16 protein-coding genes and 1 pseudogene are annotated in these 23,164 nt (G+C 54.3%); 10 read left to right on the forward strand and 7 right to left on the reverse strand.

The window, feature by feature from the left end:
* The first annotated feature begins 2 nt into the window (after nucleotides 1-2).
* The 7 genes from ACP15S_RS17250 (at nucleotide 3) to ACP15S_RS17280 (ending at nucleotide 6,165) form a co-directional block, all read left to right on the forward strand.
* A complete protein-coding gene (locus ACP15S_RS17250; RefSeq protein WP_425040867.1) occupies nucleotides 3-605 on the forward strand; it encodes a tyrosine-type recombinase/integrase in 603 nt (200 codons plus the stop codon).
* Between the two features lie 262 nt (nucleotides 606-867).
* Nucleotides 868-1,086: a helix-turn-helix transcriptional regulator gene (locus ACP15S_RS17255; RefSeq protein WP_425040868.1), complete on the forward strand. Its 219-nt coding sequence runs from the start codon at nucleotides 868-870 to the stop codon at nucleotides 1,084-1,086.
* 478 nt (nucleotides 1,087-1,564) lie between these two features.
* Nucleotides 1,565-2,305 carry a hypothetical protein gene (locus tag ACP15S_RS17260; RefSeq protein ID WP_425040869.1) on the forward strand — a complete coding sequence of 247 codons (741 nt, stop codon included), beginning with the start codon at nucleotides 1,565-1,567 and terminating at the stop codon, nucleotides 2,303-2,305.
* 8 nt (nucleotides 2,306-2,313) lie between these two features.
* Nucleotides 2,314-2,559, forward strand: a complete 246-nt coding sequence (locus ACP15S_RS17265; RefSeq protein ID WP_425040870.1) for a hypothetical protein — start codon at nucleotides 2,314-2,316, stop codon at nucleotides 2,557-2,559.
* Between the two features lie 45 nt (nucleotides 2,560-2,604).
* Nucleotides 2,605-4,248, forward strand: coding sequence for a hypothetical protein (locus ACP15S_RS17270; protein ID WP_425040871.1), 1,644 nt, complete (start codon nucleotides 2,605-2,607; stop codon nucleotides 4,246-4,248).
* A gap of 200 nt (nucleotides 4,249-4,448) precedes the next feature.
* On the forward strand, nucleotides 4,449-4,637 hold the full coding sequence (locus ACP15S_RS17275) for a hypothetical protein (RefSeq protein WP_425040872.1): 189 nt from the start codon (nucleotides 4,449-4,451) through the stop codon (nucleotides 4,635-4,637).
* Nucleotides 4,638-4,953: 316 nt separating this feature from the next.
* A complete protein-coding gene (locus ACP15S_RS17280) occupies nucleotides 4,954-6,165 on the forward strand; it encodes a peptidoglycan-binding domain-containing protein (RefSeq protein WP_425040873.1) in 1,212 nt (403 codons plus the stop codon).
* A 531-nt stretch (nucleotides 6,166-6,696) separates the two neighbouring features.
* On the opposite strand, the gene ACP15S_RS17285 is transcribed toward ACP15S_RS17280, so the two are convergent.
* The 6 genes from ACP15S_RS17285 to ACP15S_RS17310 form a co-directional block, all read right to left on the reverse strand.
* The gene (locus tag ACP15S_RS17285; RefSeq protein WP_425040874.1) at nucleotides 6,697-7,833 is read right to left on the reverse strand and encodes a DUF4268 domain-containing protein; all 1,137 of its coding nucleotides are present in this window, start codon (nucleotides 7,831-7,833) and stop codon (nucleotides 6,697-6,699) included.
* Nucleotides 7,834-7,853: 20 nt separating this feature from the next.
* A complete protein-coding gene (locus ACP15S_RS17290; RefSeq protein ID WP_425040875.1) occupies nucleotides 7,854-10,928 on the reverse strand; it encodes a type III restriction-modification system endonuclease in 3,075 nt (1,024 codons plus the stop codon).
* A gap of 61 nt (nucleotides 10,929-10,989) precedes the next feature.
* On the reverse strand, nucleotides 10,990-12,645 hold the full coding sequence (locus ACP15S_RS17295; protein ID WP_425040876.1) for an RNA-binding domain-containing protein: 1,656 nt from the start codon (nucleotides 12,643-12,645) through the stop codon (nucleotides 10,990-10,992).
* 4 nt (nucleotides 12,646-12,649) lie between these two features.
* Nucleotides 12,650-14,584: a site-specific DNA-methyltransferase gene (locus ACP15S_RS17300; RefSeq protein ID WP_425040877.1), complete on the reverse strand. Its 1,935-nt coding sequence runs from the start codon at nucleotides 14,582-14,584 to the stop codon at nucleotides 12,650-12,652.
* 25 nt (nucleotides 14,585-14,609) lie between these two features.
* Complete coding sequence (locus ACP15S_RS17305) at nucleotides 14,610-15,278, reverse strand: DUF4391 domain-containing protein (RefSeq protein ID WP_425040878.1); 669 nt, start codon at nucleotides 15,276-15,278, stop codon at nucleotides 14,610-14,612.
* Nucleotides 15,275-18,547 (reverse strand): helicase-related protein, encoded by a 3,273-nt coding sequence (locus tag ACP15S_RS17310; protein ID WP_425040879.1) that lies wholly within the window; start codon nucleotides 18,545-18,547, stop codon nucleotides 15,275-15,277. The genes ACP15S_RS17305 and ACP15S_RS17310 overlap by 4 nt, the downstream gene beginning before the upstream one ends.
* Before the next feature lie 369 nt (nucleotides 18,548-18,916).
* On the opposite strand from ACP15S_RS17310, the gene ACP15S_RS17315 reads away from it, so the two are divergent.
* From ACP15S_RS17315 to ACP15S_RS17325, 3 genes are all read left to right on the forward strand, one after another.
* On the forward strand, nucleotides 18,917-19,120 hold the full coding sequence (locus ACP15S_RS17315; RefSeq protein WP_425040880.1) for a hypothetical protein: 204 nt from the start codon (nucleotides 18,917-18,919) through the stop codon (nucleotides 19,118-19,120).
* 648 nt (nucleotides 19,121-19,768) lie between these two features.
* Entirely contained in the window at nucleotides 19,769-19,927 is a 159-nt protein-coding gene (locus ACP15S_RS17320; RefSeq protein WP_425040932.1) for an AAA family ATPase, read from the forward strand.
* A complete protein-coding gene (locus tag ACP15S_RS17325; RefSeq protein ID WP_425040933.1) occupies nucleotides 19,920-20,390 on the forward strand; it encodes an AAA family ATPase in 471 nt (156 codons plus the stop codon). The genes ACP15S_RS17320 and ACP15S_RS17325 overlap by 8 nt, the downstream gene beginning before the upstream one ends.
* Nucleotides 20,391-21,749: 1,359 nt before the next feature.
* On the opposite strand, the pseudogene ACP15S_RS17330 reads toward ACP15S_RS17325, so the two are convergent.
* Nucleotides 21,750-22,875, reverse strand: a pseudogene (locus ACP15S_RS17330) (IS3 family transposase).
* Nucleotides 22,876-23,164: the final 289 nt, after the last annotated feature.

Genomic DNA, 23,164 nt, shown 5'->3' on the forward strand with positions numbered 1-23,164 from the left:
TCTTGAGGGCTTGTGACGACTACAGCGGGCACCCTGTAACCGTCCTCGCGAAGCAAATCGCCCCTCTCGTGGCACTTCGTTCCGAAGAACTGCGCAGCGGGACATGGGATGAAATCGATTTTGAAAACGCCGTTTGGCGGGTGCCGCAGAAGCGGATGAAGGGCGATTGCCCCGGCGATCATCTTGTGCCATTGTCGAGACAGGCGCTGCATCTCTTGCGCAAACTTCACCTGATCACCGGCCGGCGCAAATGCATTTTTGAGACTGTGAACTCGCCGGGGGTTTGTCTTTTCGAAAACACGATCAATCAGGGTTATCGGCGCATGGGCTTTCCGAAAGAAGTTGTCACGCTGCATGGAGTCCGTACGACATTTTCTACTTTTGCGAATGAAGCAACGGTCGGCATTGGTGACGAAGAGCGGCGGCGGTTCGACAAAGATTGGATCGAGCGCCAGCTGTCTCACATCGATGACACAGTCCGCGGCACATATAACGCGGCTGAATACATCGGTCCGCGCCGTGGTATGATGAAATGGCTCGCCGACTATTATGACGAATTGGCGGAGCGCTCGATCATCGACACCGTCAAGCTGCCGGCTATGTAAGTTTGTAGCTGACACCACGGGACGTAGTCATAATCATGGCTCGTCCCGTTTGCGCTTGATGTCGCTATTGCGAAACTGAATGCAGGGTTGCAGGACCGAGTGTAAACCGCGCGCTACAAATATGCCGTCTCGGGTGAAGAAGTTATCCACATGTTACACCAACGGCGCGGTTAAACGGGCCGCGCTTGGCTCCTATAGTTCTCTCAACAAGACAGTTGACTGAAGTGAGCCGACCGAAATGCCAGCCCAGAACTCTGAAACTATGCAAGTTTCCAATTCAGTCGAGGATGGGTCATCCATCGTTTTTCTCTCACCTCGAGATGTGACACAAAGGACTTCGTTGTCCCGGTCAACTCTTGAACGGTGGTCCCAGGAAGGAAGATTCCCGGCACCAGTGCCTCTGGGCGACTATCGCAAAGCGTGGATCGAGGAAGAGGTGATCGCATGGCAGAAGGCTGCCGTGGCCGGCCGCGACGGCTAATATCCGATCTCGCCTGCTCTCTGCATGGAGTTGTCCACTTCTTCTAACAAGTGGGATGGAGCGTACCACATCACAGCTCTTGCAGAGATGGTCCGCTAGCAAGTTCGCTTGCGTGTTGAAGCCCTTACTATCGAAACGAACGTGTCGAGAGGTGAAGTGAGGTGAGTTGATATCTCATTTTTTCCGACTGTAGCCTCTAAGTTTTTTCTTTTATGCAAACCTAGAAAAACACTTCACCTACTTCACCTTCAATCAACGATCTGTCATTGAAATAGAATATGAAGTGAAGGCCAGAACCTCGTCAAATCAAGTCACTTCTATCTCCTCCGCAGCAGAAATAGATTATAAAATACATTTGAAAACAGAGGTTTATAGCGTCGCTGCGAAGTTATCCACATTTCTGCGTCCAGGATCGATTGTTTAATGCGGCCTGAACTCATCAATACTCGGGACAAGACGTAATTCCGACGAGGATAAGATGATCAAGGTGACACAGGTGACTGCGCGAGTACCCAGAGTGCTGTCCAAGCGCTATGAACTCCAGAACGGGGAACTGAATATCAAACCTGGCGGTCATATGACCGAAGGATTTTGTAACGTGATTGAGATTGCCGACATGCATCAGTTCGCAGAGCTTATTGCGGGGCTGCGCAGCAACGAGGCGCTTATCTACGGTGTCCCAAAAGGACTGGATACAGCACGGATCGTCACAAAAGAAGAATTCGAGCTCGCGAAGGAAAACGGAAAACCCGGCATCATCGCGCGGACGAACGATTGCTTTGAGTGGCCTGATGGGCCCGGGATCTTCATGATTGATTATGATCCTGATGATGGCGGGACGGCGCTCAGCAAGAACGAGCTTCTGGAGCTTTTTGAAAAGATCTGCCCCGAACTCAACGGCGTGCCGAAGGTGTGGTGGGCTTCGAGTAGCAGCCACATCTGCACAGAGGGCGGAGCCGATCTGACTGGTCTCAGGGGGCAGCGCATTTACGTCCCGGTCAGTGACGCCCGCAAGATTCCCGAATTGTCAAAAGCCTTTGAGGCACGGTTCTGGGCGGCAGGCCACGGCTACATTCGCATCAGCAAGAGCGGAACATGTCTGAAGCGAACACCTATGGACCATGCGGTCTATCAGCCCAACCGTTTGGATATTGCGGCCGGCGCGAGCACGGGAGAAGGACTGAAACAAATGCGCGGCGCACCGGAGGTAGTGGTATGACTTTGCAGATGAAATTTTTGGATGCTGTGTTGGTTGGCATGGCTCCGGACACCGCAGAGACGGCCGCAGCACGGCTCGACGAGGCGATGAAAGCCGCTGCAGCCGAAGCCCGTAAGAAACGGGAAGAATGGAAGGCTGAGCGGCGCTTGCGTCTGGCTGGAAAACTTAAGCTGTCAGACTACGAGATCAACACCATGCTCGAGGGTGCGCTTGATGAGAACACGCTTGCCGGGGACTATCAAATCGAGGTTTAGCTGTCGCCTGAGATGGACCCTATCTCCGTCTCGGTATCTGACATCTTGTCCGACAAGAAGACCTACGATCACGCGCTGACCCGAGATCCCATTGAGCCCGATTATGACGGCGGACGCATCGTCGGAAAGCTTTTTCTGAACGAAGACAATCCGGTTCTTGTGTCACAAGCGCGCGGCGGCGCCACTTATCAGCTTCTCCCAGAAGCCGACAAATCTGGCGTGACTCGGATTTCGATCGAATACAGCCCCGAACGCAACGCCCAGTTCATTGATGAATGCATCACGCAGATGCATCAGACCGGCGTGTTCTTCAGGTCGGGAATGACGATCGTTCATGTGCGGAACGGCCGCGCCGATCCGGTGAGTGAACCACGGCTCGCATATGAGCTTTCGAAACTCGTGCTGCCTTATCAAGTCAAGACCACGCGCCTAGGTGAAACCCGTTCGACCATCAGGTTCGATCGCAATTTGCTCGGGCAGATCATGGAAGTGGCTCCAGATCGGCTGCCCGTCCTCAATGGTTTTGCTGATCATCCCCTGCTGCTGCCAGATGGGTCATTGATTACGAAGCCTGGTTATGACGCAGCTTCAGGGCTTTTCATTTTGAATGGTGCGGCACGGTTTCCGCCGATCTATTCGGAGCCGACGGAAGCACAGCTCAAAGAAGCCGTTGCCACCTGCATGAAACCTTTCCAAGGCTACCATTTCGATGATGACTTCGGAATGACCGCGACCATCTTTGCAGTGATGCTCGCTGTGCTTCGCCCTTTATTCTCCTTTTCCCCGATGATTGTAACCACTACTCTCAAAACTGGCGTCGGAAAGGGCTACCTTCAGCAAGCGCTTGCGATAATACGCACCGGTGCAATGCCGGAGCTGCGCAATATCGAGCGCAAGAATCTGAGCGAGTTCCGGAAAACGCTCTTTACCCTGCTCTATGAGAGTAATTGCGTTATCGCACTCGATAACATGGATGGTGTGGTGAACAACGAAACACTGTCATCATTCATCACCGCGCCCGTCTGGTCCGATCGCATCCTTGGACTGAGTAAGAGCGGCGGTGCATTGAGAAACGATGCACTTCTACTGCTGAACGGCTGTCGCGTGGAGCTTGGCAAGAACATTGCTCGAAAGGTGCTTCGGATCGGGTTGACCGAAGCAGGCGAAGGTCACCGGTTTCGCGACTTCGGGTTCCTTCCTCACAAAGAAGCTCTGAGCACACGTAAGAACATCATCGCGGCCGTTCTGACCATTGCATCTCATGCGCAGCGGTGCTCCAGGCCACAGGGGACGATCGGATCGTTTGAAGAAGTCAATGATCTGATCCGCGTGCCTTTGGCAGACATCGCAGCTCGCCTTCCGGAGCTTGGTCTGCGAGATCCTTTGGGACTCTTCGAGGCAACGGTCGAGAATGATGTCGACAGCCCTGAAGAGGCCGACATTTTTGCCCACATTCACGACGCCATGGAAGACACGGAATTCAGTTCGCGGGAACTGCGCCAAAAAATGTGGACATACATGACTCTCGAAGCTGCGTTCAAAGAGTTTTCAGCAACCTCTCCGACGCTCTCCGCTCATTCCGTCGGTGCAATTCTGAACCAGCTTCGGGATGAGCCGAGGGGCGGTCTTATCCTACGCGCGCGCAAACTGGGTGGCAAGAATTTGTGGCGGATTGAAGAGGTGAAATAGCGGGTCGCCTTAAACAAATATAAACGTTATCAACGCCTTATGTGGCAAAGGCGCCACACGTTCAGGTTGCGTAAGGGGTGGGCTGTGAAAGCGAAACCAGCTCTATTGAAGGTCGCTCACCAAACGCGTAGCTGAGAAATCCGGTCTCGTCGATACGAGTAGTTCGGTACCTATCAGAAACGCAACAAAGGGACATCTTCATGCGTGCCGTCAGCACTATTCGCCGTTTTCCAGCCACCACTTTTACCATCGCGCTTCTGGCCCTGGCCGGCTGCGAAACGGCCACAGTTGCTGAGGTCGAAACTCCCGCTGGACCGGATACACCAATCGACGCTGCTGCGCTGATCTCATCCGCGACCGTGGGTGGAGATGGCAAGAATGAGTTATGACTGCTCAACGCAGCGCAAGATGGCTTTATCATTTTCGAAGGAGGGCGCGCAGAATATAAGGCGTTCCGCGCAAGGGGGGACCTGACTGAATTCACTTCGGTGTCCAGCGTGGTGGGCAATGAGGTCTGTCTTGCCAAGACGGAACACTGGAGCGGAGTTTGCTTTGAGCTTTGGCAAAAGGCCGATGGTCGAATTCAAGTGCGATATAAATTCGGAAACCGCGCTGGCGGTCGGATGGTTGTGCAGGGGCTCCGTATGCCGACGCCAGATGCGCTCGCAACCCAATAGAATCAGTCGTACGAATTTAGGAAGAACTATGATCAAGCTATCGCGCTCCGCGTCGCTCGGCATTCTGCTGGCGGCCACTGCAACTTCGACACATGCGCTCGAGCTGTTGGACGGAACATACAGGGCAAAAAATGACGGGGGCACGGGCTTGCTCACGATTAGGGATGGCCATGCAAGCCTCGGCATCACCGGCAACGGGTGCGTCGGCGCGCTCGAGGGGCCGCTGCGCAGCAACTCCGACGGAACGCTCAGCTTCCGCCAGCAGATGGGCAACGCGTCTTGCGAGTTGACTCTTCAGGACAGCGACAGCGGGTTGGCGTGGATCGATCCGGGAAGTGGATGCAGCTATTTCCGTGGTGCGTCGTGCAGCTTTGCGGGCCTGGTTGTCGAGCGCACCGTGCCGCGGGCGACGGACGCACTAGATGCAGCCTTCAGGCAAATGGACGAAGCCGCCCGCCGCGCTATCCAACAGGCACTGAAGGATCGCGGCTTCTACAGCGGCGCGATCGACGGCATCACAGGCAGCAACACGCGCGGTGCGATCATTCAAGCAGGTGAGGCAGCGCTCGCGGGCGGAGCGAACCTGCGTCTTGATCGCGTGGGTGATGTCCGGGCTTTTCTCATGAGCTTGATCGAGGGTGAGCCGGTGTCTGAACAGCCGTTCTTTGGCACCTGGGAGTGCGAAGGATCGACCTATGTTTTTGGTTCGGATGGGTATCAAAATACACCCCAGCGCGAGCCGTTGCCCTACCGTGAAGTGAGGGAATTCACGCCCGGAATTTTTGGGGTCACATTTGTGGATGGCTATCGTCTCGGACTGATGGACGTGACGGCCGACAGCATGACCTGGTCATCCCCGGCCTCGGGCGACACCTTCTCTTGCACGCGGTCAGCTAATAATGATCAAGCCGTGCCTTCGGCAACGGCAGATCCCGTGCCGTCGGAGCGTTCAGCTCGAGAAACTGAAACCGATGAGCAAACCGCCCTGCCTTATCTCGGCCGTTGGAGCTGCACATCTGGCGGAATGGGCACGCTCACATTCGCCTTTACCGAGAGCGCTGCGACCGTGGAAGAGATGGGGCGCACGACCACCTACGACGAGGTGCGCCCGCTGGGATCAAACGGGACTGCGTTTCGATTTGAGTTCACTGACGGTCAGATCGCGCATGTATTCGAAGCCGACGACCAAGGCATTATCTTGGACGCCGCCGGGGAAGTCTTTGAATGCACAGCTAACTGACGGACACGCAAAAGACATCGACTGCGCAAAAGTCACTGATCGTTTAATAACTCGGTCCAACTGCTTCGTGTTGTTGAACGATCAAGCAGGGTCCGTTTTCAGCGCGACCCGGTGACGCTCGCGAGGCATCTGGATGAGGAAACAGCAATCAGCTTGTGCCAGTTCATCACCGCTCCATAGCCCAGAGAATTTGTTGTAGCAGCGCGAAAGCTTTCTCTTTGCTCGCATGTACCAGTCGCGCGGCGCAGCTTGTGGATTTTTTCATCTCTAAGCGAAAAAAATCAAAAAAGAGTATTCGAAAATATTGCGCATGGAAATTTGAGGCATACTTAAAAGTTGTAGCCACCGAGTTGGTGGCCTGGTAGCCGCCGAGTGGTGGCTTAGAGGCAAAGCAGCTTGCTTTCGCATGGTCGCCGCCGCTAGGGCGGCTTAGAGACTGAAGCATCTGCTCTGTTAGATCGCCGCCGTGTGGGCGGATAGGAGGCCTCTCTTCGGAGAGGCCTCTTTCCTTTTGGTCGGAACCAATTCTTGCTAGGTGATCTCGTCTTGAGATCGGACCTGCCGATTCAGGCGCGAAAGCGGTTCGCTGAAGGCAGCTTCCAGATTTTGGATATGATCCGCAAGCCAACCTATCATCTCAGGCCATGTTTCCCGGTTGAAACCGTCAAAGGGTTGAGCGTAGACGATGCGGCTTGCCTTTTTGTCGTCCATGCGTCGCCAATCAAGCTCAGCACCGAACGCCGCCTCGACCGAATCTTTCTGTCCGTATAATTGATCGAACAGCCATTTGTTCTCTGCGGTTTCTGACCGCTGCAAGCTTATCTCGACCCGTGCTTCATCTCTGGAGAAGATCATCTGATAGGGGCAGGACCGTGTCCCAGATCCTGCACTGAGCCAATGATCCTTGGTCGGGCTGATATTCTGGTAAAGTGTAACGCCGTCGACACGCAGCTGTTTAAGGGCAGCTTCCCAGAAGTCCACGCGCAGCTTATGTCGTTTTTTCTGTGTGTCCTGGATGGCTTTCTCTTCGTTTTCTTTGCTCGACATTCCGATCATGAAGTCCGCCGCTTCAGGCGTTGGAATGATCTGTTGAATATCGACCATCAGCTCGTCGCCAAACGAATACGGGGTCACCTTGAAACACTGTGCGCGAATTCCGCGGCTGAGAAGCCATAGGACTGTTGCAGTGGCCTCGCGCCGAAAATTGGCTGCTATGAAGATCATCCGCTGTTCATTGCCTGGGTTGAGGACGGTTTCTTCCAATTCCTCAACCTCCATGAACTCGCAAATCCGCACGGCCGCATTGCCGCCGCCCGCATAGCGGTCGAGGTATTGCTGATAGATATCGACGATCTGCGTCTTGGTCAGGCCCGAGACATACGCGGTGTCTTTCAGCGCCTGCCACGTCACATCTCTCCCGCTGTCATCAAGCTTGTTCTCGATCACAACGAGGTTGCCGTCCTTGTCGAGCGCCAAGAGATCCAGGCGTTCGCGAGTTTCATCAAACCCGTCGAACTCCTTCTGAATGATCAGCAATTCCTCACCGAGGGCGTCAGGTTGATTAGCCAGCCACTCCTGCAAGTGGTCACGCTCGCGCAGGTTCAAGTCAGAAAAGCGCTTCTGGGTCAGGCGGGACAAACGGTTTTGGTTCAAATCAACGCGGAACATAGGCTATCTCCAAAGCATCGCTAGGTGCCCCGAACTGCAGACATGAGCTCAGAAAAGTCTGACACAACGTCATACTTTACCCGGTCATTCGGGACGCTGTTCGCAATCTCCTCGAAGAACTTTCTGGCGCACTTGATTTTTTCTCGCTCCAACTCGCGGAACTTGAGGGACGGCTGTGAGCCCTTTGTTTCCGCAACAAAATATATGTGCTGCACGGATTGCTCTTTGAAAGCTATCGCCCAGTCGGGATTGTAGTCACCGACGGGCGTGGGGATCAGAAACCCTTGTGGTAGTTTGGAGTAGACGATGATTTCATCGCTTGTATCCAAGTCTTCTACAAATTTTCGTTCGACCCCGGAGTCGACGACAGCATAGTCGTAAACGTGGTTTCGCAACTTCCCGACGGCTTGCGTCAGGTCGGTGCCACTCTGGGTCGCGGGGAAAATATCGGTGTCGTATCTATCGGCAGTTGCATCATAGGTCAGATGCTCGATGACAGTCGTGGCCTTCTGCTCTTTGATTATGCGTGAGGCCTCAGAGATAAACTGTTCCGGATTGGCCTGAAACGTCGAGAACTTCGCAGCGCTCATTCCCGTCAGAATTTTCCCGATCGTCCCGCGCGTCAAGTCCGCACCTTCGGCAAGTTTGCCGATAACATCATATGAAACAAGCGAGTGGGCAGAGCCGCTTTCCTCACTGCGTATACCCGATTGCTTGAACGCAGCTCCGGTTCGAAGCTGAGCCTCAGTCAGCTCATCCGAAAGTGTGCCTTCCGTAACGACGTATTGCAGAGGCGAGACAACGAGATCCCGATCCAAAGCATCGATGCAGCGTCTGACCAGATCGTTGGAGTCAAATTCAACCTGATAGACTGCTTTCCGGTTGATGCGCTGCCAGAGTTTCTGAAACTCCTTCTTTTCGAAGTTCTTGTTTCGCGGGATGGCTTTGGGTTTGCGGCCATCGCCCATCATGTTCTCGAGCTGGGTGCCGTTGAAGACGGTATCGATCAGCTGCAGGATCTGTTCCTGATAATCGAGCAGTTCTTCGGGCAATCCAGCCAGTGTGCCCGCCTCACGCGCTTCATGATACGCTTGCGTGATGCCATCGTTGTCATCGATGTAGTCGTTTTTGATGAGATACCGCTCGATGCGTTTGGCCATGTCCTTGGATACAATGGATTCACTGCCGTTGACCGTGATCGACTTACCTTCGAAATACTCGGCGTTCGCTTGGCGCGGGCGCTCCGACAGGTTTTCGGCGATTTCCTTCTGAAGCCCGCCGACAAAGTCTTTATAGCTTTCACTGGCCACCACGGTCAGGACATTGATGTCATGCACGGTTGCCGCGTGATCCATACGGTCGCCGTTCTTGTTGACCGAGATGCGCAGACCCCGGCCGACCTCTTGACGACGCGATATGGTGTTGTCGCTGTGTTTGAGCATGCACATCACAAACACGTTGGGGTTATCCCAGCCCTCGCGCAACGCGGAGTGGGAGAAGATGAACCGCGTCGGCTCTTCGAAGGAAAGCAGCCGCTCCTTGTCCTTCAGGATCAGATCGTAGGCTGAAACGTCATCCGTCAAACCGGCGAACTCACCACGCGCTTTGACCTTTGGATCAACCAGCTTGCCCTTCTTGTCGATCGAGAAGTAGCCGTTGTGGGTCGCACTGATGTCGATGCTGTCCAGGTGCTTTCGGTAGGCCTCATCCTCCAAGGGCAACTCGCCAAGATACTCGGCCTTCAGCGCTTCGTATTCCTCTTCGAAGACACGGGCATATTCGCCTTTTTCATCGTCAGCGTCATAGTCCCGATATTTTGCCACCTCGTCGATGAAGAACAGGGACAGCACCTTGATGCCCTTGGCGAACATCTGCTTTTCACGCTCCAGATGGGCCGCGATGGTCTCGCGGATCTGAATGCGGCGAATGTCACGTTCGGTGACGTCGCCGTTGGCTTCACCGGCCTTCAGGACGGCACCGTTGGTGAAATGCACCTCATCCACGCGCGCGTCGATGTCAGAGACGACGAAATCCCGATATTGATCAAGCCCCTTGGACAGATCAAACAGGTTGCGACCTTTCTCAACCTTCCGCAGCACCCGCTTGATGCCCGAGTTGGTTTTAACCTCCATCTCAACCCGCGCCACGGGGTCGCTTTTGGAAATCTGGATGCCCTCCAGATAGAGATACGCATTCGTGCCGGTCAGACCCTTGGCCTGAATGCCGCGCACTTCGATCTTCTTGACCAGCTTCTGGCTGAACGCATCAACCGCATCCAGACGATGCACCTTGTTGTGGATGGTCTTGTGGGTTGCGGAATAGCGCAGAATGAACAGCGGGTTGAACTTGGGCAGGGCATTTTGTGTTGCCGTGCCCTCCATCTTCTGCGGCTCATCGAGGATCAGGATTGGGCGGTTCTTGGCGATCACGTCGATTGGCTTGCGGGACTGGAAATCATCCAGCTCTTCGTAGATCCGCCGGTTGTCGGCCCCCGACGCGTTAAACGCCTGCACGTTGATCACCATCACGTTGATGCCTGCGTCCGAGGAAAAGCTCTCCAGCTCGTGCAGCCGCTTGGAATTGTAGATGAAGAACCGCGCCTTCTTGCCGTAGCTTTCGACAAAATGCTCTGCCGTCATCTCCAGCGACTTGGCCACACCTTCTCGGATCGCAATCGACGGCACCATGATAATGAACTTGGACCAGCCATAGCGCTTGTTCATCTCGAAGATGGACTTGATATAGCAATAGGTCTTGCCCGTGCCGGTCTCCATCTCGATGTCGAGGTTGATGGCCGCGCCCGCCTTGTAGCTCGCCTTCTTGGGCTTGCCCTTGTCATCGACAAAACTGCTGAGGCTTTCCGACAGGGGCAGGTTCTGGCGCTGCTGCACCTTGCGGATGTTTTCCAGCACTTGGCTCGCAGGCATCGCGATGTCGGCGTTGCGAAAACCGTCTTCGTCGGCCCGCATCTGCGTTCGGACACCGGGATCGATCCGGTAGACTTGGGCCGCCGTGTTGGGCTGGCCTTCGAAGCAATCGACCACGGCCTCGACCGCCGCTGTCTGATAAGGTTGCGACTTGAACTTGATTTTCATGCACGACGCTTTCTTAAATTCGGCGTTTCTTTCTTATTTTCTTTCTTAGAGTGTTCCCGTTTCATTCACTCTTCTTCCATTGCGGCGCAGGTCGGGAACCCGCATTGAAAATTACTCCGTCGGCCCGTAACTTACTGAGAATATTGCCAACTTTGCTTTTCTTCTGTGTGTCATTCAGCGCATCGCTCAGTTTGTCCCACAGCAGGTTATCGACTTCCTTTCTTGAGGCGCTGCCGAACTTACTTAGATACTCAAGGATCAAGTCGGCATAATGCTGGTCATCAAAGGCTCGGATTTTGATGTACTCGGCTTGCTGGGCAGACGCGGCCGCGACAGCAGCTGAGACGCGGAAACGGGGCTTGCGGCCCTCGACCAGCCCTTTACGTTTTAGTGCTTTGATCGCGACATCCGGCACCGCCAACTCTTTCTGGACACGGTCCAGAGCCAGCACATCATTCAACTGCAAGCCGCCGTTTTCCATCAAGACGCGCGTATAGGCCGGGTCAACGACACCGCCATACAGCGTCATTTCTACAGCATCACCAGAAACCTCATAGTCGGGCATAGGAAGGTAACGCCTGCGCTGCGTTTCATACATCCGTTGGATGCCATACCCCATCTGGTCGATCATGTTCAGCTCGACCATCGCCTGCACCAGATACGGGTTGCGATATCCGCGCGGGGTCTTGTCGCCGCGAACATAGTCTTCGGGCTCACCTTCAAAAAAGCGACCTGCATTTTCGAGTATCAGGCGATCCGGTTTCTCTGTGACGATCACCCTCTGGTTCTGGCCATAGTCCTGGTGGGCGATGCAGTTATGCAGCGCTTCCAGCACGACCTTCTGATCGTACTTCGAGACCTCATGCGGCAGCAGCTCATCATCGGGCAAGAGCCGCAGTTGGATATTGCGGATACGTTGATAGAGTTGCGATGTCGTCAGAAGGAAGGGCGGGGCAAAGTGCTCATACGCTGTTTCTTGGCCAACCAGTTTCCATGTCATCTGGGCAGGATGCGGAGAGAGCAAATAGGCGCTCTCCGAACGCCCCAATAGCAATAGAGCCGTGCGTGTCACTTGTCCGCGTTGGGTGACCTTGGCGCGGTCCAGCAAGGTCGCAACCGGCCAGGCCCGAACCCCATCTGGATCGATCCGGTTCTGGTGCTTTTGCGCGAAGTTTGCCCGCGCGCGTTCGACGGCCTCTGGGTCGAGATCATTGAGCGTTGCCCCGTCAACAAGCTGCGCACTCCAGTCCCCAGCAGATGCCTGAGCGCGAATTTCATCCTGCTTCGGTATGCCCAAGGGCGCAAGGCTTTCGCCGGACCGCGCATAGTAATGCCCCTTCCACGCGATGGGTATTCCGCGCGGCGCAGCAGGAATTTCAAACATGACGACACGCACACCGTCTACGTCCACCTCATGGATTTGCCGAAAGGTTGTGCGCGGGTCTGCATCCTGCGCGATCTGGTGCTTCAAGCTATCAAGACGCTCTCGCTCTACGCGGTAGCCCGTGCCCACCACTGACCGGGTCTTGTTGTTCACACCAAACACCAACCATCCTGTGCTGACGTCACGCAGGTTGGCCTCGTTGGCCATGGCGGAGAAGTAGCGCCCGATCTTGTCGGTGTCATAGTCGTTGGACACCTCCTTGAACTCGACAACCTCGTTTTCCCAGGTGGCGATTAGCTCAGTCAGTTTCTGGCGTAGAGCGGCTGAATCCATGGGGTCAAATCGCCTTCACTTCGGTCTCGGGCGACATGGCTTTGAAGATCTGGCGCACGTTGATCTTGGTCTGGTCGTTGGCAAAGCCGGTGTCCTTGAACACGATCCGCATCGGGGCGTGGCCTGCCAGCTCTTTGACCAAATCCTCGGAAATGCCGTCGTCAAAACAGGCCATCAGGGCGGTTTCGGCGACGAAGAAGACGGTTTTTCCCTGCACGGTCTCGCGGCGGATGGGCAGGGTTAGGTCAACGCCCCAGTCGAGCAGGACCTGGAACAGCAAATCCTCGGCCGTGCGGTCGGGTTTGATATTGTCAACGCGGGACAGCAGATCGGCCTGAGAGGTCTGATCCGGCGTGTAGAACACATCGGCCATGTTGGAGCTGTCGATCTTGAGCACGCGGAAGCCAACATCCTTGTTCCAATCGGGGTGACACTCCCCTTCGAGGATTTTCTGACCCGCGCGGCGGATGCGTTCTTTGGAGATTTCGGCGATATTGTGTGGAACATTGAGGCCTTCGCAAAATTTTGCGGCGACCTTTTGCGTTCTACTTTCAGTATCCAACTCTTCAGGAAGTTGGATCATTACAAACCGGCGTTCTCCTGCATCAAGGGCATTCTGAAGAAGGCTTGCATGTGCGGTAGCGGACGATCCCGCAAAGAAGTCCAGAATTATAGCCTCTTTGTCATCCCCAGTTATGAGTTCAATGAGCCTTCGAACAAATTCAGTTGGCTTGGGAAAGGAAAACACTTGGGCGTCGCCGAAGATGCCTACCATTTCGTTTGTGCCGTGCTGGGTATATACACCATCGACGATAGAGAAAAACTTAGACGCCCGTGTTTCCCCGCTTTCGTCCCTCAGGTATTGCTTCGAAGATAAGGTCCAACCTCCGTCTTTTGCCTTCTGAAAATGAACCTCCCCTTCAGCGAGAGCTTGCTCCATTCTATCTTTGCTCCAACGCCATTGGCGTTTCGGCCATACTTCAGTGCCATCAGGGGCTTTGACGCCAAAGTTCAGATTTGGACGGTCTTCAAAGCTTTTCATGGCCTCAAGTGGGTGAGTCCTATAAGGCCCCTTTTTCTCGAAGTGTTCGTCCTGATTTTTGTAGTACCGCTGGATGGAATCTTCACCCAAAGGTACATAGAGATTTGGCACGCTATTGATATCGCGGGCGTACATCAGCGCATACTCATGGATGGAAACTAGGTGTCTTTCCTTCGCACCCCCACCATAGCGCTTTTTCCAGATTACGTTGTCGATGAAGTTTTCGGGTCCGAATATTTCATCACAGACCTTCCGAAGGTTATGCATTTCGCTGTCATCAATGCTGACAAAAACCACGCCGTCTTCAGTCAGCAAGTTCCGGGCCAACCTCAGCCGCGGGTAGATCATGTCGAGCCAGTTTGAGTGAAAGCGGCCAGATCCTTCTGGGTTTGCTACAAGCTTGTTTTTGTTTTCATCAGTTTGCTGTGAGAGATCAAAAAAAATCTCAGAGCTTTCCGCAAAGTCATCATCATAAACAAAGTCGTTCCCCGTGTTATAGGGCGGGTCGATGTAGATCATCTTGACCTTGCCCAGATAGGTTTCTTGCAGCAGCTTCAGCGCCTCAAGGTTGTCACTTTCGATGAACAGGTTCTGGGTGGTGTCGAAATCCACGCTTTCGTCCCGCGCGGGGCGCAGGGTTTTGGCGATGGGGGCGTTGGCGGTGATCAGCGCCTCGCGCTTGCCCGGCCAGTTCAGGTGATAGCGTTCCTGCGGCCCCTCGACGATGCTTTCAGACAGCTCTTGGCGCAGCTGGTCAAAATCGACCGCCAGTCGCAGTTTGCCATCCTCACCCGCCGCCTCGGTCACGCAACCGGGAAAGAGCGCGCGGATCTTGGCGATGTTTTCCTGCGTCAGGTCAGGGCTGTGCATTTTCAGCTTTTCGATCTCGTCACTCATGTCTTCCCGCGTTCTTTTCCTGGGCCTATTCCGGCTTTTTCAAATGCTCGAACTCCGCCTGCGCCTCACGCAGCTGACCGTGCAGTGTCATTTTGATGTTGAATTGCGTCTCGCGCTTCAACTTGGATTCAAGCTGGCTGATCTCACGCTCTTTGGTCTTGAGGGCATGCGTCCGGTCCATCCGCGCGCTCAAACTCTCTGCCGTTTGCGGCACAATCGGCATGAGCGCTGTCAGGATCTGTTCATAAAGCACGCCAAGGTTCAGCGCCACTGGCAATGGGCTGCGGGGCGTGTCGATCGGCAACCAGTCCGAGCGTAGGTAGTCCGACAGCACCCACTTGGCCGCGTCCGCCTCTGACGGGCGTTTGTGGGCGGCGGCAATCTGGATCTGGCCGTCCTGTTCCAGTTCAAACAGGATCGGAAAGGGGATGGCGCGGTCGATGGCCCTCAGCACGTCGTCCTGCACCGCGCCCGATTTCAGCGTGACGCGGAACACCTGCATTTCCGGCACGGATTTGGTGGCGGGCAGGTTGATGGTTTCCGGGGCCAGCTTGGCCCGCCATGTGATCTGGTTAACCTGAGCGACGAATTTGTCCTTCAGCGCTGTGGTGGCCTGAACGCGGTCATATATCCGCGTCTTGGGCACAACACGCTTCAGAAGCGTTGATTTGGGGTAGTCGTAGAGCGCGGTCATGCAACGTCCCTCACGACGATGAAGGCGAGAAGTTCAAAGTCATCGAGCCCGGCGATGGTGTGGGTCAGCGCTGTGGTGTGGCCACCCGAGAAGAGGCTGTCGAGGTCGCGCTCTTCCTTCACCTCAATCATGGATTTGATCGCGTCGTTGAGAAGTTCGGAATACTTGCCCATCTCGCGCCCGTCTTTGGTTTCGGCATTGAAGGCATCGCAGAGCGCCTTGATCGGTTTGTCGAGACCCTTGCAGCTAGAGCGGATCAGATCGAGCAGGCGTTTCACCTCGGTGTGGTCCGCGACGACGTTCGCGTCGTTGTCGAGGTAGATCAAGTAATAGGGGTGCAGCCGGTTCTGTTGGTTGACGTTCACATCCGGGTGGATGTTGCGCAGAGCGAAAATCACACCAGGCTGCAGGCCCTTGGCGGGGTTGGACGGGACGATGGCGTGCAGGCCTTTTGGTTGGCCCGCCAGATCGCCATGTTCCTTGGTGTAGTTCAACAGGTCCATGCGGAAATCGTTCAGACCGAGGTCCGTGATCGAGACGCCGGTCTTGACGTCTTCGAGCTCGATCACCTCTTCCTGCAAGCGCTGCAGCTGGTCCTTGCGGTAGGCGACGTCGCTGCTTTTCGCCGTGAGCACGTTGTCTTCACCAGTGCCGGTCAGGTCGACAATGTGCATCCGGTTCTCGACGCGTTCTTTGAGGTTGATGTACTCGTCGAGCGAGATGTCGGGCCAGTAGTTCACCAACTGGATGGCGGTGTTTGGTGAGCCGATCCGATCAACCCGGCCAAAACGCTGCACGATGCGAACCGGGTTCCAGTGGATGTCGTAGTTGATCAGGTAGTCACAGTCCTGCAGGTTTTGCCCTTCGGAAATGCAGTCGGTGCCGATCAAGATGTCCAGCTCTTCTGGCACCTCCGGCATGATCAGCGCCTTCTCTTTCGCCTTGGGGGCGAAGAGCGTGAGAACCGACTGGAAATCGTAATGAGGTTTCAAGGTCGTCTTGGGGTTCCCTGAGCCCGTGACAATGCCTGTTTCGGACCCCATCGCGCCTTTGAGGGTGGGCGCGACGTGGCGATAAAGATATTCGGCGGTGTCTGCATAAGCGGTGAATATCAGAACCTTGCGATTGCCTGGGTTCAGGGGCGAGCTCATCTTCTGTTTGATGACGTCGATCAGGTGCTGGAGCTTGGCGTCCTCTTCAACGCCAACCTTGTCCATCTCAGCCAAGAGGCCTTGAATGATCTCGCGGTCGCCGCCCAAGTCAGCCTTCCACGTCGGGATATCCATGTCAGCGAGGTCGATTTGGATCTTCTTGCCGATCGTGAATTCGCCAAGACCCGACAGGTCATCATCGTCGGTATCCAAGTTGTCGACATCATTGAAGACGTCTTCGATCCCGCCGTTGCCGTCACTGGTTTCGAAGCGATCGATGGCCTCCAGCATCGCGCCGATGTTTTGGTCGAGCGCGCCAAGTGTGAGACGGAATGCCTCTACTGAGCTTTCAAGACGCTTTAGAAGGTTCGTCGTCATTAGCGCTTGCAGGCTGCGCTCGCGATCGGCCTGGCGCAGCGTACCCTTGGAGCCTTCTGTCTTGGTGTCGTAGAGCTCTTCGTATTTTCGGAGACGGCTCGGTTGGATGTAGTTCACGGGCGCGTAGACGGCCATTTTGAGGAGGGACAAGTCGCTAAAAATCTCGTCGAACCCCACGACATCCTCGCGGAACGTGATCGGGAGTTGATGGGAAATGGGCTTTTTGCGCTCGGGGAATTGCCCGATGTCGGCCGTATCGTAGAATTGCTCGATATGCTTGCGAGAACGTGCGATCGTCACCGAGTCCAAGAGCTCAAAGAAATCCAGATCCAGCGCTCTGAGAATGGATTGTGCCGTGCGTTCCGCTGGGGGAAGTTCCGACCAGGTGTTGAAGGCGGTTTGAGCCTTCCGGAAAATTTCTTCGACACTGGATTTGGTCTTCAGGTTTCGGCTCAACGTGTCCGAATGCCCCTCGTATGCCAATGCGAGCTGGTTACGAAGGTCGGTGAACCTGTTGTTAACGGGGGTCGCGGAAAGCATCAGAACTTTTGTCTTCACGCCGGATCTGATGACCTTGTTCATCAGCTTCTGGTACCGAGTTTCCCGATCCTTGTAGACGTCGTTGTTTCGGAAGTTGTGAGACTCATCGATGACTACCAGATCATAATTGCCCCAATTGACCCGATCGAGCGGGATGCCCAGAGACTCGCCCGATGTTCTGGATAGATCTGTGTGGCAGAGGACATCATAGTTGAAGCGGTCGGCTGCAAAGAGGTTTGTCTTGAGGTTCGTGTTGTAGTTGCGCCAATTGTCAGCAAGCTTTTTGGGGCAGAGAACCAGGACAGATTTGTTCCGTAGTTCATAGTATTTGACGACAGCAAGCGCGGTGAACGTTTTTCCCAAGCCGACGCTGTCCGCAAGGATGCAGCCGTTATAGGTTTCCAGCTTGTTAATTACCCCGGTGGCCGCGTCTCGTTGATAATTGAAAAGCTTTTTCCAGACGAGGCTATCCAAGTATCCCGTTTGGTCATTGGGCAGCACATCCTCGTCGACCTCCTCAAGGAATTCCCTGAAGATGTTGTACAGGATCAGGAAGTAAATCCTTTGCGGCGAGTTCTCTTGGTAAACGGCCTCAATGTGCTGAAGGACTTGATCCGTCACATCTTGTACGTTTGCGGGGTTGGCCCAGACCTGATCAAACAAGGACAGATACGTCTTTGCAGACAGTTCGTCTTCAAGAGCATGCGTGAAATTCGAAACGGCGTTGCCAGGCTGGTAGCCCAAATCGACGGCTGAAAACCCACTAATGGGCGAGAAAACCCTGTTACCTTTGCGAGCTTCGATGGTCGCGAACTGCTGCATCGGGGCGTCTGTAACGTTGGATTTGAAGGTAGCTTTCCTCCGGATCCAGTTCGCGCACTGTCTTGCGATGGCCTTTTGGGTCAACTTGTTCCGAAGATGGATCTCGAATTCTGTTCCGTAGAGAGCGGTTTCTCTTAGCTGTTTTGGGATAAAAAATTCACGTTTCTCTTTCTTGGAACGCCCCAGAACCTCGTTCGGAATGAACGTTGGATCAGTCAGGATGAATTCGAGTTCTTTGACGCTTTCCAATTCATCTCGTAGCGCTTCATAAGCAAAGATTGAGAAACAACCGGCTGCGACCCGGATTTTTGCACCAGCTTCAGCCCCCGCCTTCAACTCATCTCCCAAGAGGACCGAAATGTTGTCGATGATTTTCAAAGGATGACCTCAAAGTGAAATGCGCACGTTTCCTTGGTAGTGCGGGACAAGCAACCGTTGTAGTCGAAAATTTCCTACTGTCGTCGCTGACATTCGCATAGATTGCATTCCAGGTCTGCTCTAAAATGCGGAGTATCCCTATTATTTTCATGGTCTTAGCGCTTGACGAAGTGTTAGCATCCTCCTATCTACAGAGCATGACCACATTGATGATGCACAACTCGATACGCTGATCTCTCTTCAACCAAGAGGGAGTCAGCACAGGTGTGCAGTCGGGTCTTATACCCCCGAAATATAGGCGCCAGTTGAGCGTGAACGGCCGGGATCGTCACCCGGGACTCCTACCAATTTCCGCTTTGGAGTTTCTTCATGTTCATCGTCGCAAAATTTAAGTCCACCTTTTTTGGTGGCATTAAGGCCTACATCCTCGCCACCGAAATTGTAGGAGCTGCCGCTTATACGCTTAGCGGCGAGTTGCGGTTTCAGCTCTACAATCTGGTTCTGGAGCTTGCGACCTTGGCACAGGATTTTTCTGAAGCGCTTTGTGCCATCACATTGGCCGCCCTGTCATGAGCGTTGCTATGAAAACCGTTTACACAATCCTCGACGATCGTTCGAAGATGTGGCGCGGGATCAAGGATCGCGAAGAGCGCCGCTTACTCGACTGCAAGCTTCGCAAGATGAAGCGAATGTTCGAACGAGAAGGCATCGAGTTTGACGCAGTATTTTCAGTAGATCACGTGCCAGATCGTGGGCTTGGACTTTCGATCCGGTCGAAAGACGCGATCACAGTAGATGCGATCGAGCGGCTGTTGGATGTGATCGAAATCGATCTGGGCAAGCTTCCGGAAGAACTGGAGCCACTCTATAGCGGAAAAGGGCATTCGCCGTTCGAGGACCTGATCTTCAAACTTGATCCACACCTAGCGTTAACGAAGCGTATGCGAAATGAGGTGGCTTCTTTTGCAGAAAGGAAGGTTCGCGAACGGCATTCCGGACCGAGCGGTCTCGATAAAGACGAAGCGCTGCGGAACTTCCTGTCGGCCAACTCCGGCCCACTTCAGTTAAAAGGGCCAACTACGCCACATGAGATCGACGAGATGATCGCTCGCGTTCATGCGCGGGCGCCATGGCTCCGCCGTGCGACTGAGCGCGTGTGGAAAGGTATGAAAGCAAGATTGCAAGCTAGCGACGAGGGCGGCCTGTCTTTCCCCGCCGATCCTGCTTCACGGCCCCCCCGGAACCGGAAAGAGTCAGCTCGCACAGATCATCGCAGAAGAAGCTGGCGCGCCGCATATGCAAATCGACGCGGCAGCCGGATCGTCCGCTTTTAGAATCGCAGGGCGTCGAGGCGGGGTGGTCAAGCCGCCAGATCGGTGAACCGCTCAGGTTTATCGCGCAAACCGGATGTCCAAATCCAGTGTTTGTTGTCGATGAGATCGATAAAGTTGGCGGCGGAATGACGTCAAGCTCCGGTACGCGTTCGAACATGTGCGATGCTCTCCTGCCGCTTTTGGATCGCGGCAGCGCACGTCAGTTTCGCTGTCCGGTAAGCGGACTTGTCTGCGACATGTCGGGGATCAACTGGGTTCTCACCGCGAACTACGTCGAAACCATTCCAATGCCGCTCCGCACCCGCGTCGAGGTTGTTCACGTCCCGGCATTGTCCTTGGACGATTTCTTGGAAGCGGCGGAAGTAGTTTGCTCGCAGGACGCGGAAGTTTCCGCGGCGGTGAAAGACCTGATCCGCACATCGTTTGGAAGATCTGGGTTCTCTCCCCGACATGTTGTTCGTTTCGCCGAAAGATTGGCTATGGTTGGTTCAGAACATCCGTATCACTGAGAGAACTCTGAGCCTCATGGAGTATGTAGCTGTCGATTTGGCTAGGTGGACTGATCTTTGTTTTTGCGCTGAACTGGATCCTACCGAGCGGGAAGCGTCCACGTACATGTTCGAACGTTAGTCGGGTGGTGTATTTCCGCAACGATCTGTTAGTGTTGGTATTCAAGTTGGTATCTGTCAACACAAGACCGTTTAACGCGTTGATTTTAGTGAAGATGCGGAGACGCCCCCGGGCACCACTTAAATCAAGCAAAGACAGTAACTTGCTTGATTTCTGCGTCGCAGCGCAAATCGCCGAAAACAGCAAAATACCCTATCACAGTGCTAGCACAGTTGGAAAAACACCTGTTAGCAAGGTTAGTTGTGAGCGCGGCGCCGTGCACCTAGCACAGTTCTAGCACAGCAGACTAGCAACGCTTCTTGCCGTGTGCATGGTGCTTTGGGAGTGATATTTTGGTAATAAGTATTTGAATTTATTTAACATTTTTCAACGCCCGACCAACGTTGACTATTGAGTAGAAGAAGTGCCGAACTGGGCTGTGTCACTTAGACGGTGCATATGCTTGTGCGTCCAGCATTCCATTGTATAACCAACTTCCCGGTTTGTTGTCGGAGCGCAGCTCTCGCATCTGAAGTTGGATTCCATCTTCTGAAAATGTAAACACACAATAAGTGTTCCGTTCTTCTTCTGGTCGGCGGTTTGACGATACGCCTGCACTGCCATTGGAAACAACCGTCATACCGTTGGTTTGTGCTCGGCCCGTGAGTTGCAAGCTTTGGTAGCGGGCTATGTGCGGCATGTGTTGGTGGCCATGGATGGCTACTTACACTCCGGCATCTTGCGCGGTCTCTAAAATCTTTGACGCATCAAGTGAAAGAGTCACGCCATTGGTGCGGGGGGCTTCAACTTGATTAACTGGCAATAGATGGTGATGGAGGCAAAGGACTTTAAAAGTGAGACGTTGAACCTCTGACCGGCCAAGCTCTCTTAAGGTCTCGATGCCACTGGGACCCACATAGCCATACTCGGTCCAACTAGTCGCCAATATCCTATAGGAGTTCAAAACACCTATTAGAACGTCGACGCTTTTAAGGCTAATCTTCTCAACGAACTCCAGTGGCTCTTTGATATCTTTCCCTTGTAGTTCATTGATGAAAAATCTGAAGTCACGCTCGTGTTTGAATGAAACCTGGTTGTCTACGGCTAGCTTGGCGACATCTCCGTCCCAGTTTGGCGGGTACCTCACAACATCATGGTTTCCTGGGAGAACCAAAAAATCCGCGGGGTCTACGCCGATGTACTCTCCTAGGGCGCGAAGCTTACCTGATCAGCCCCAACTGAGTGGTCCAGTTTGATTGCTAGTGCATGACTGGCCTTTGTCCATCTGGAAGATGGTTTCGGGGGCCGGTGGGCGGTAACCCAGAGCACTGTGTGGTCGTTTGGTGTTGTAGTGTTTCCTCCATTGTTCGATCAGGATTTGTGCCTCGCGCAGGCTGCAGAAGATTTCGCCATTTAAGAACTCGTCCCTGAAGCGGGCATTGAAGCTTTCGCAGTATCCGTTCTCCCGGGGACTTCCCGGTTCGATGTATGCGGTCTTTGCGCCGACGGCTTTGATCCAGTCCTGCACGGCTTGAGCAACGAACTCCGAACCGTTATCGGAGCGTATGAACGATGGGATGCTGCGTAGGATGAACAGGTCGCTCAGGACGTCAATCACGTTACCTGAGTTCAGCTTTCGGTCCACGCGAATGGCCAAGCACTCCCGGCTGTATTTGTCGATTATGTTCAGCGTGCGGAACGCTTTCCCATCGTCAGTCCGGCAATGGACGAAGTCATAGCTCCAAACATGATCGCGGTGTTCAGGCCGCAGCCGAACGCACGACCCATCATTGAGCCAGAGCCGCCCTTTCTTTGGTTGTTTCCTTCGCACTTTCAGCCCCTCTCGTTGCCACAGCCTTTCGACACGTTTGTCATTCACATGCCAGCCGGCATCTCTCAGCAGCGCAGCGATCCGACGGTAGCCGTATCGGCCATACTGCCGGGTCAGTTCGATCATATCGGCCACCAGTCGCTCTTCGTCTGGGCGACCAACTGGCACCTTACGTTGAGTGGATCGGTGTTTTCGCAGGACGCGGCAGGCTCGTCTCTCTGAGACGTTCAACTCGTTGCGAACTCGATCAATGCAAGCGCGACGGCGAGCGGGGCTTAGAAGTTTCCCTTTGCCGCCTCCGCCAGAATGAGCTTATCCAACGTCAGATCAGATACCGCCCTTCTTAACCGCTCATTCTCTTTCTGCAGACGCTTAAGTTCTTTCAACTGATCCGTGCCCATTCCACCGTACTTCTTCTTCCAGCGATAATAGGTTTGTTCAGTCACACCAATCTGACGGATCGCGACCAGACGCGGCATCCCTTGCCCCGCCAGAACCTCAACCTGCCGCAACTTGGTGACAATCTCTTCCGGCTTCGATCGCTTGTTGGCCATGTGTTTCCTCCGTTTTCCTAAACATAGCGGAGGACCACTTCAGTCGGGGAAGACCAATCCTCATCGGAGTGGGCGCTGAGGAGGGGTATCACTACGAGAACATCGGTAGCACCGCCGTCGTGAAGGTCGTGAAGAGGTACATTTCAGATCATCGAGGCATCTTCGAAGATCCAGCGCGGCGTGCGATGCTGGTCGAGATACTCCAGTTGTTATCGGAGGTCGGATGGTCTGACGCTTTGCGGCTGCTATACGATCTGCCGGACCTCCTCCGCTGATACTCAGCGAGAAG

It is taken from the genome of Primorskyibacter sp. S187A (assembly GCF_049800955.1).
Lineage (GTDB): Bacteria > Pseudomonadota > Alphaproteobacteria > Rhodobacterales > Rhodobacteraceae > JAKVBH01.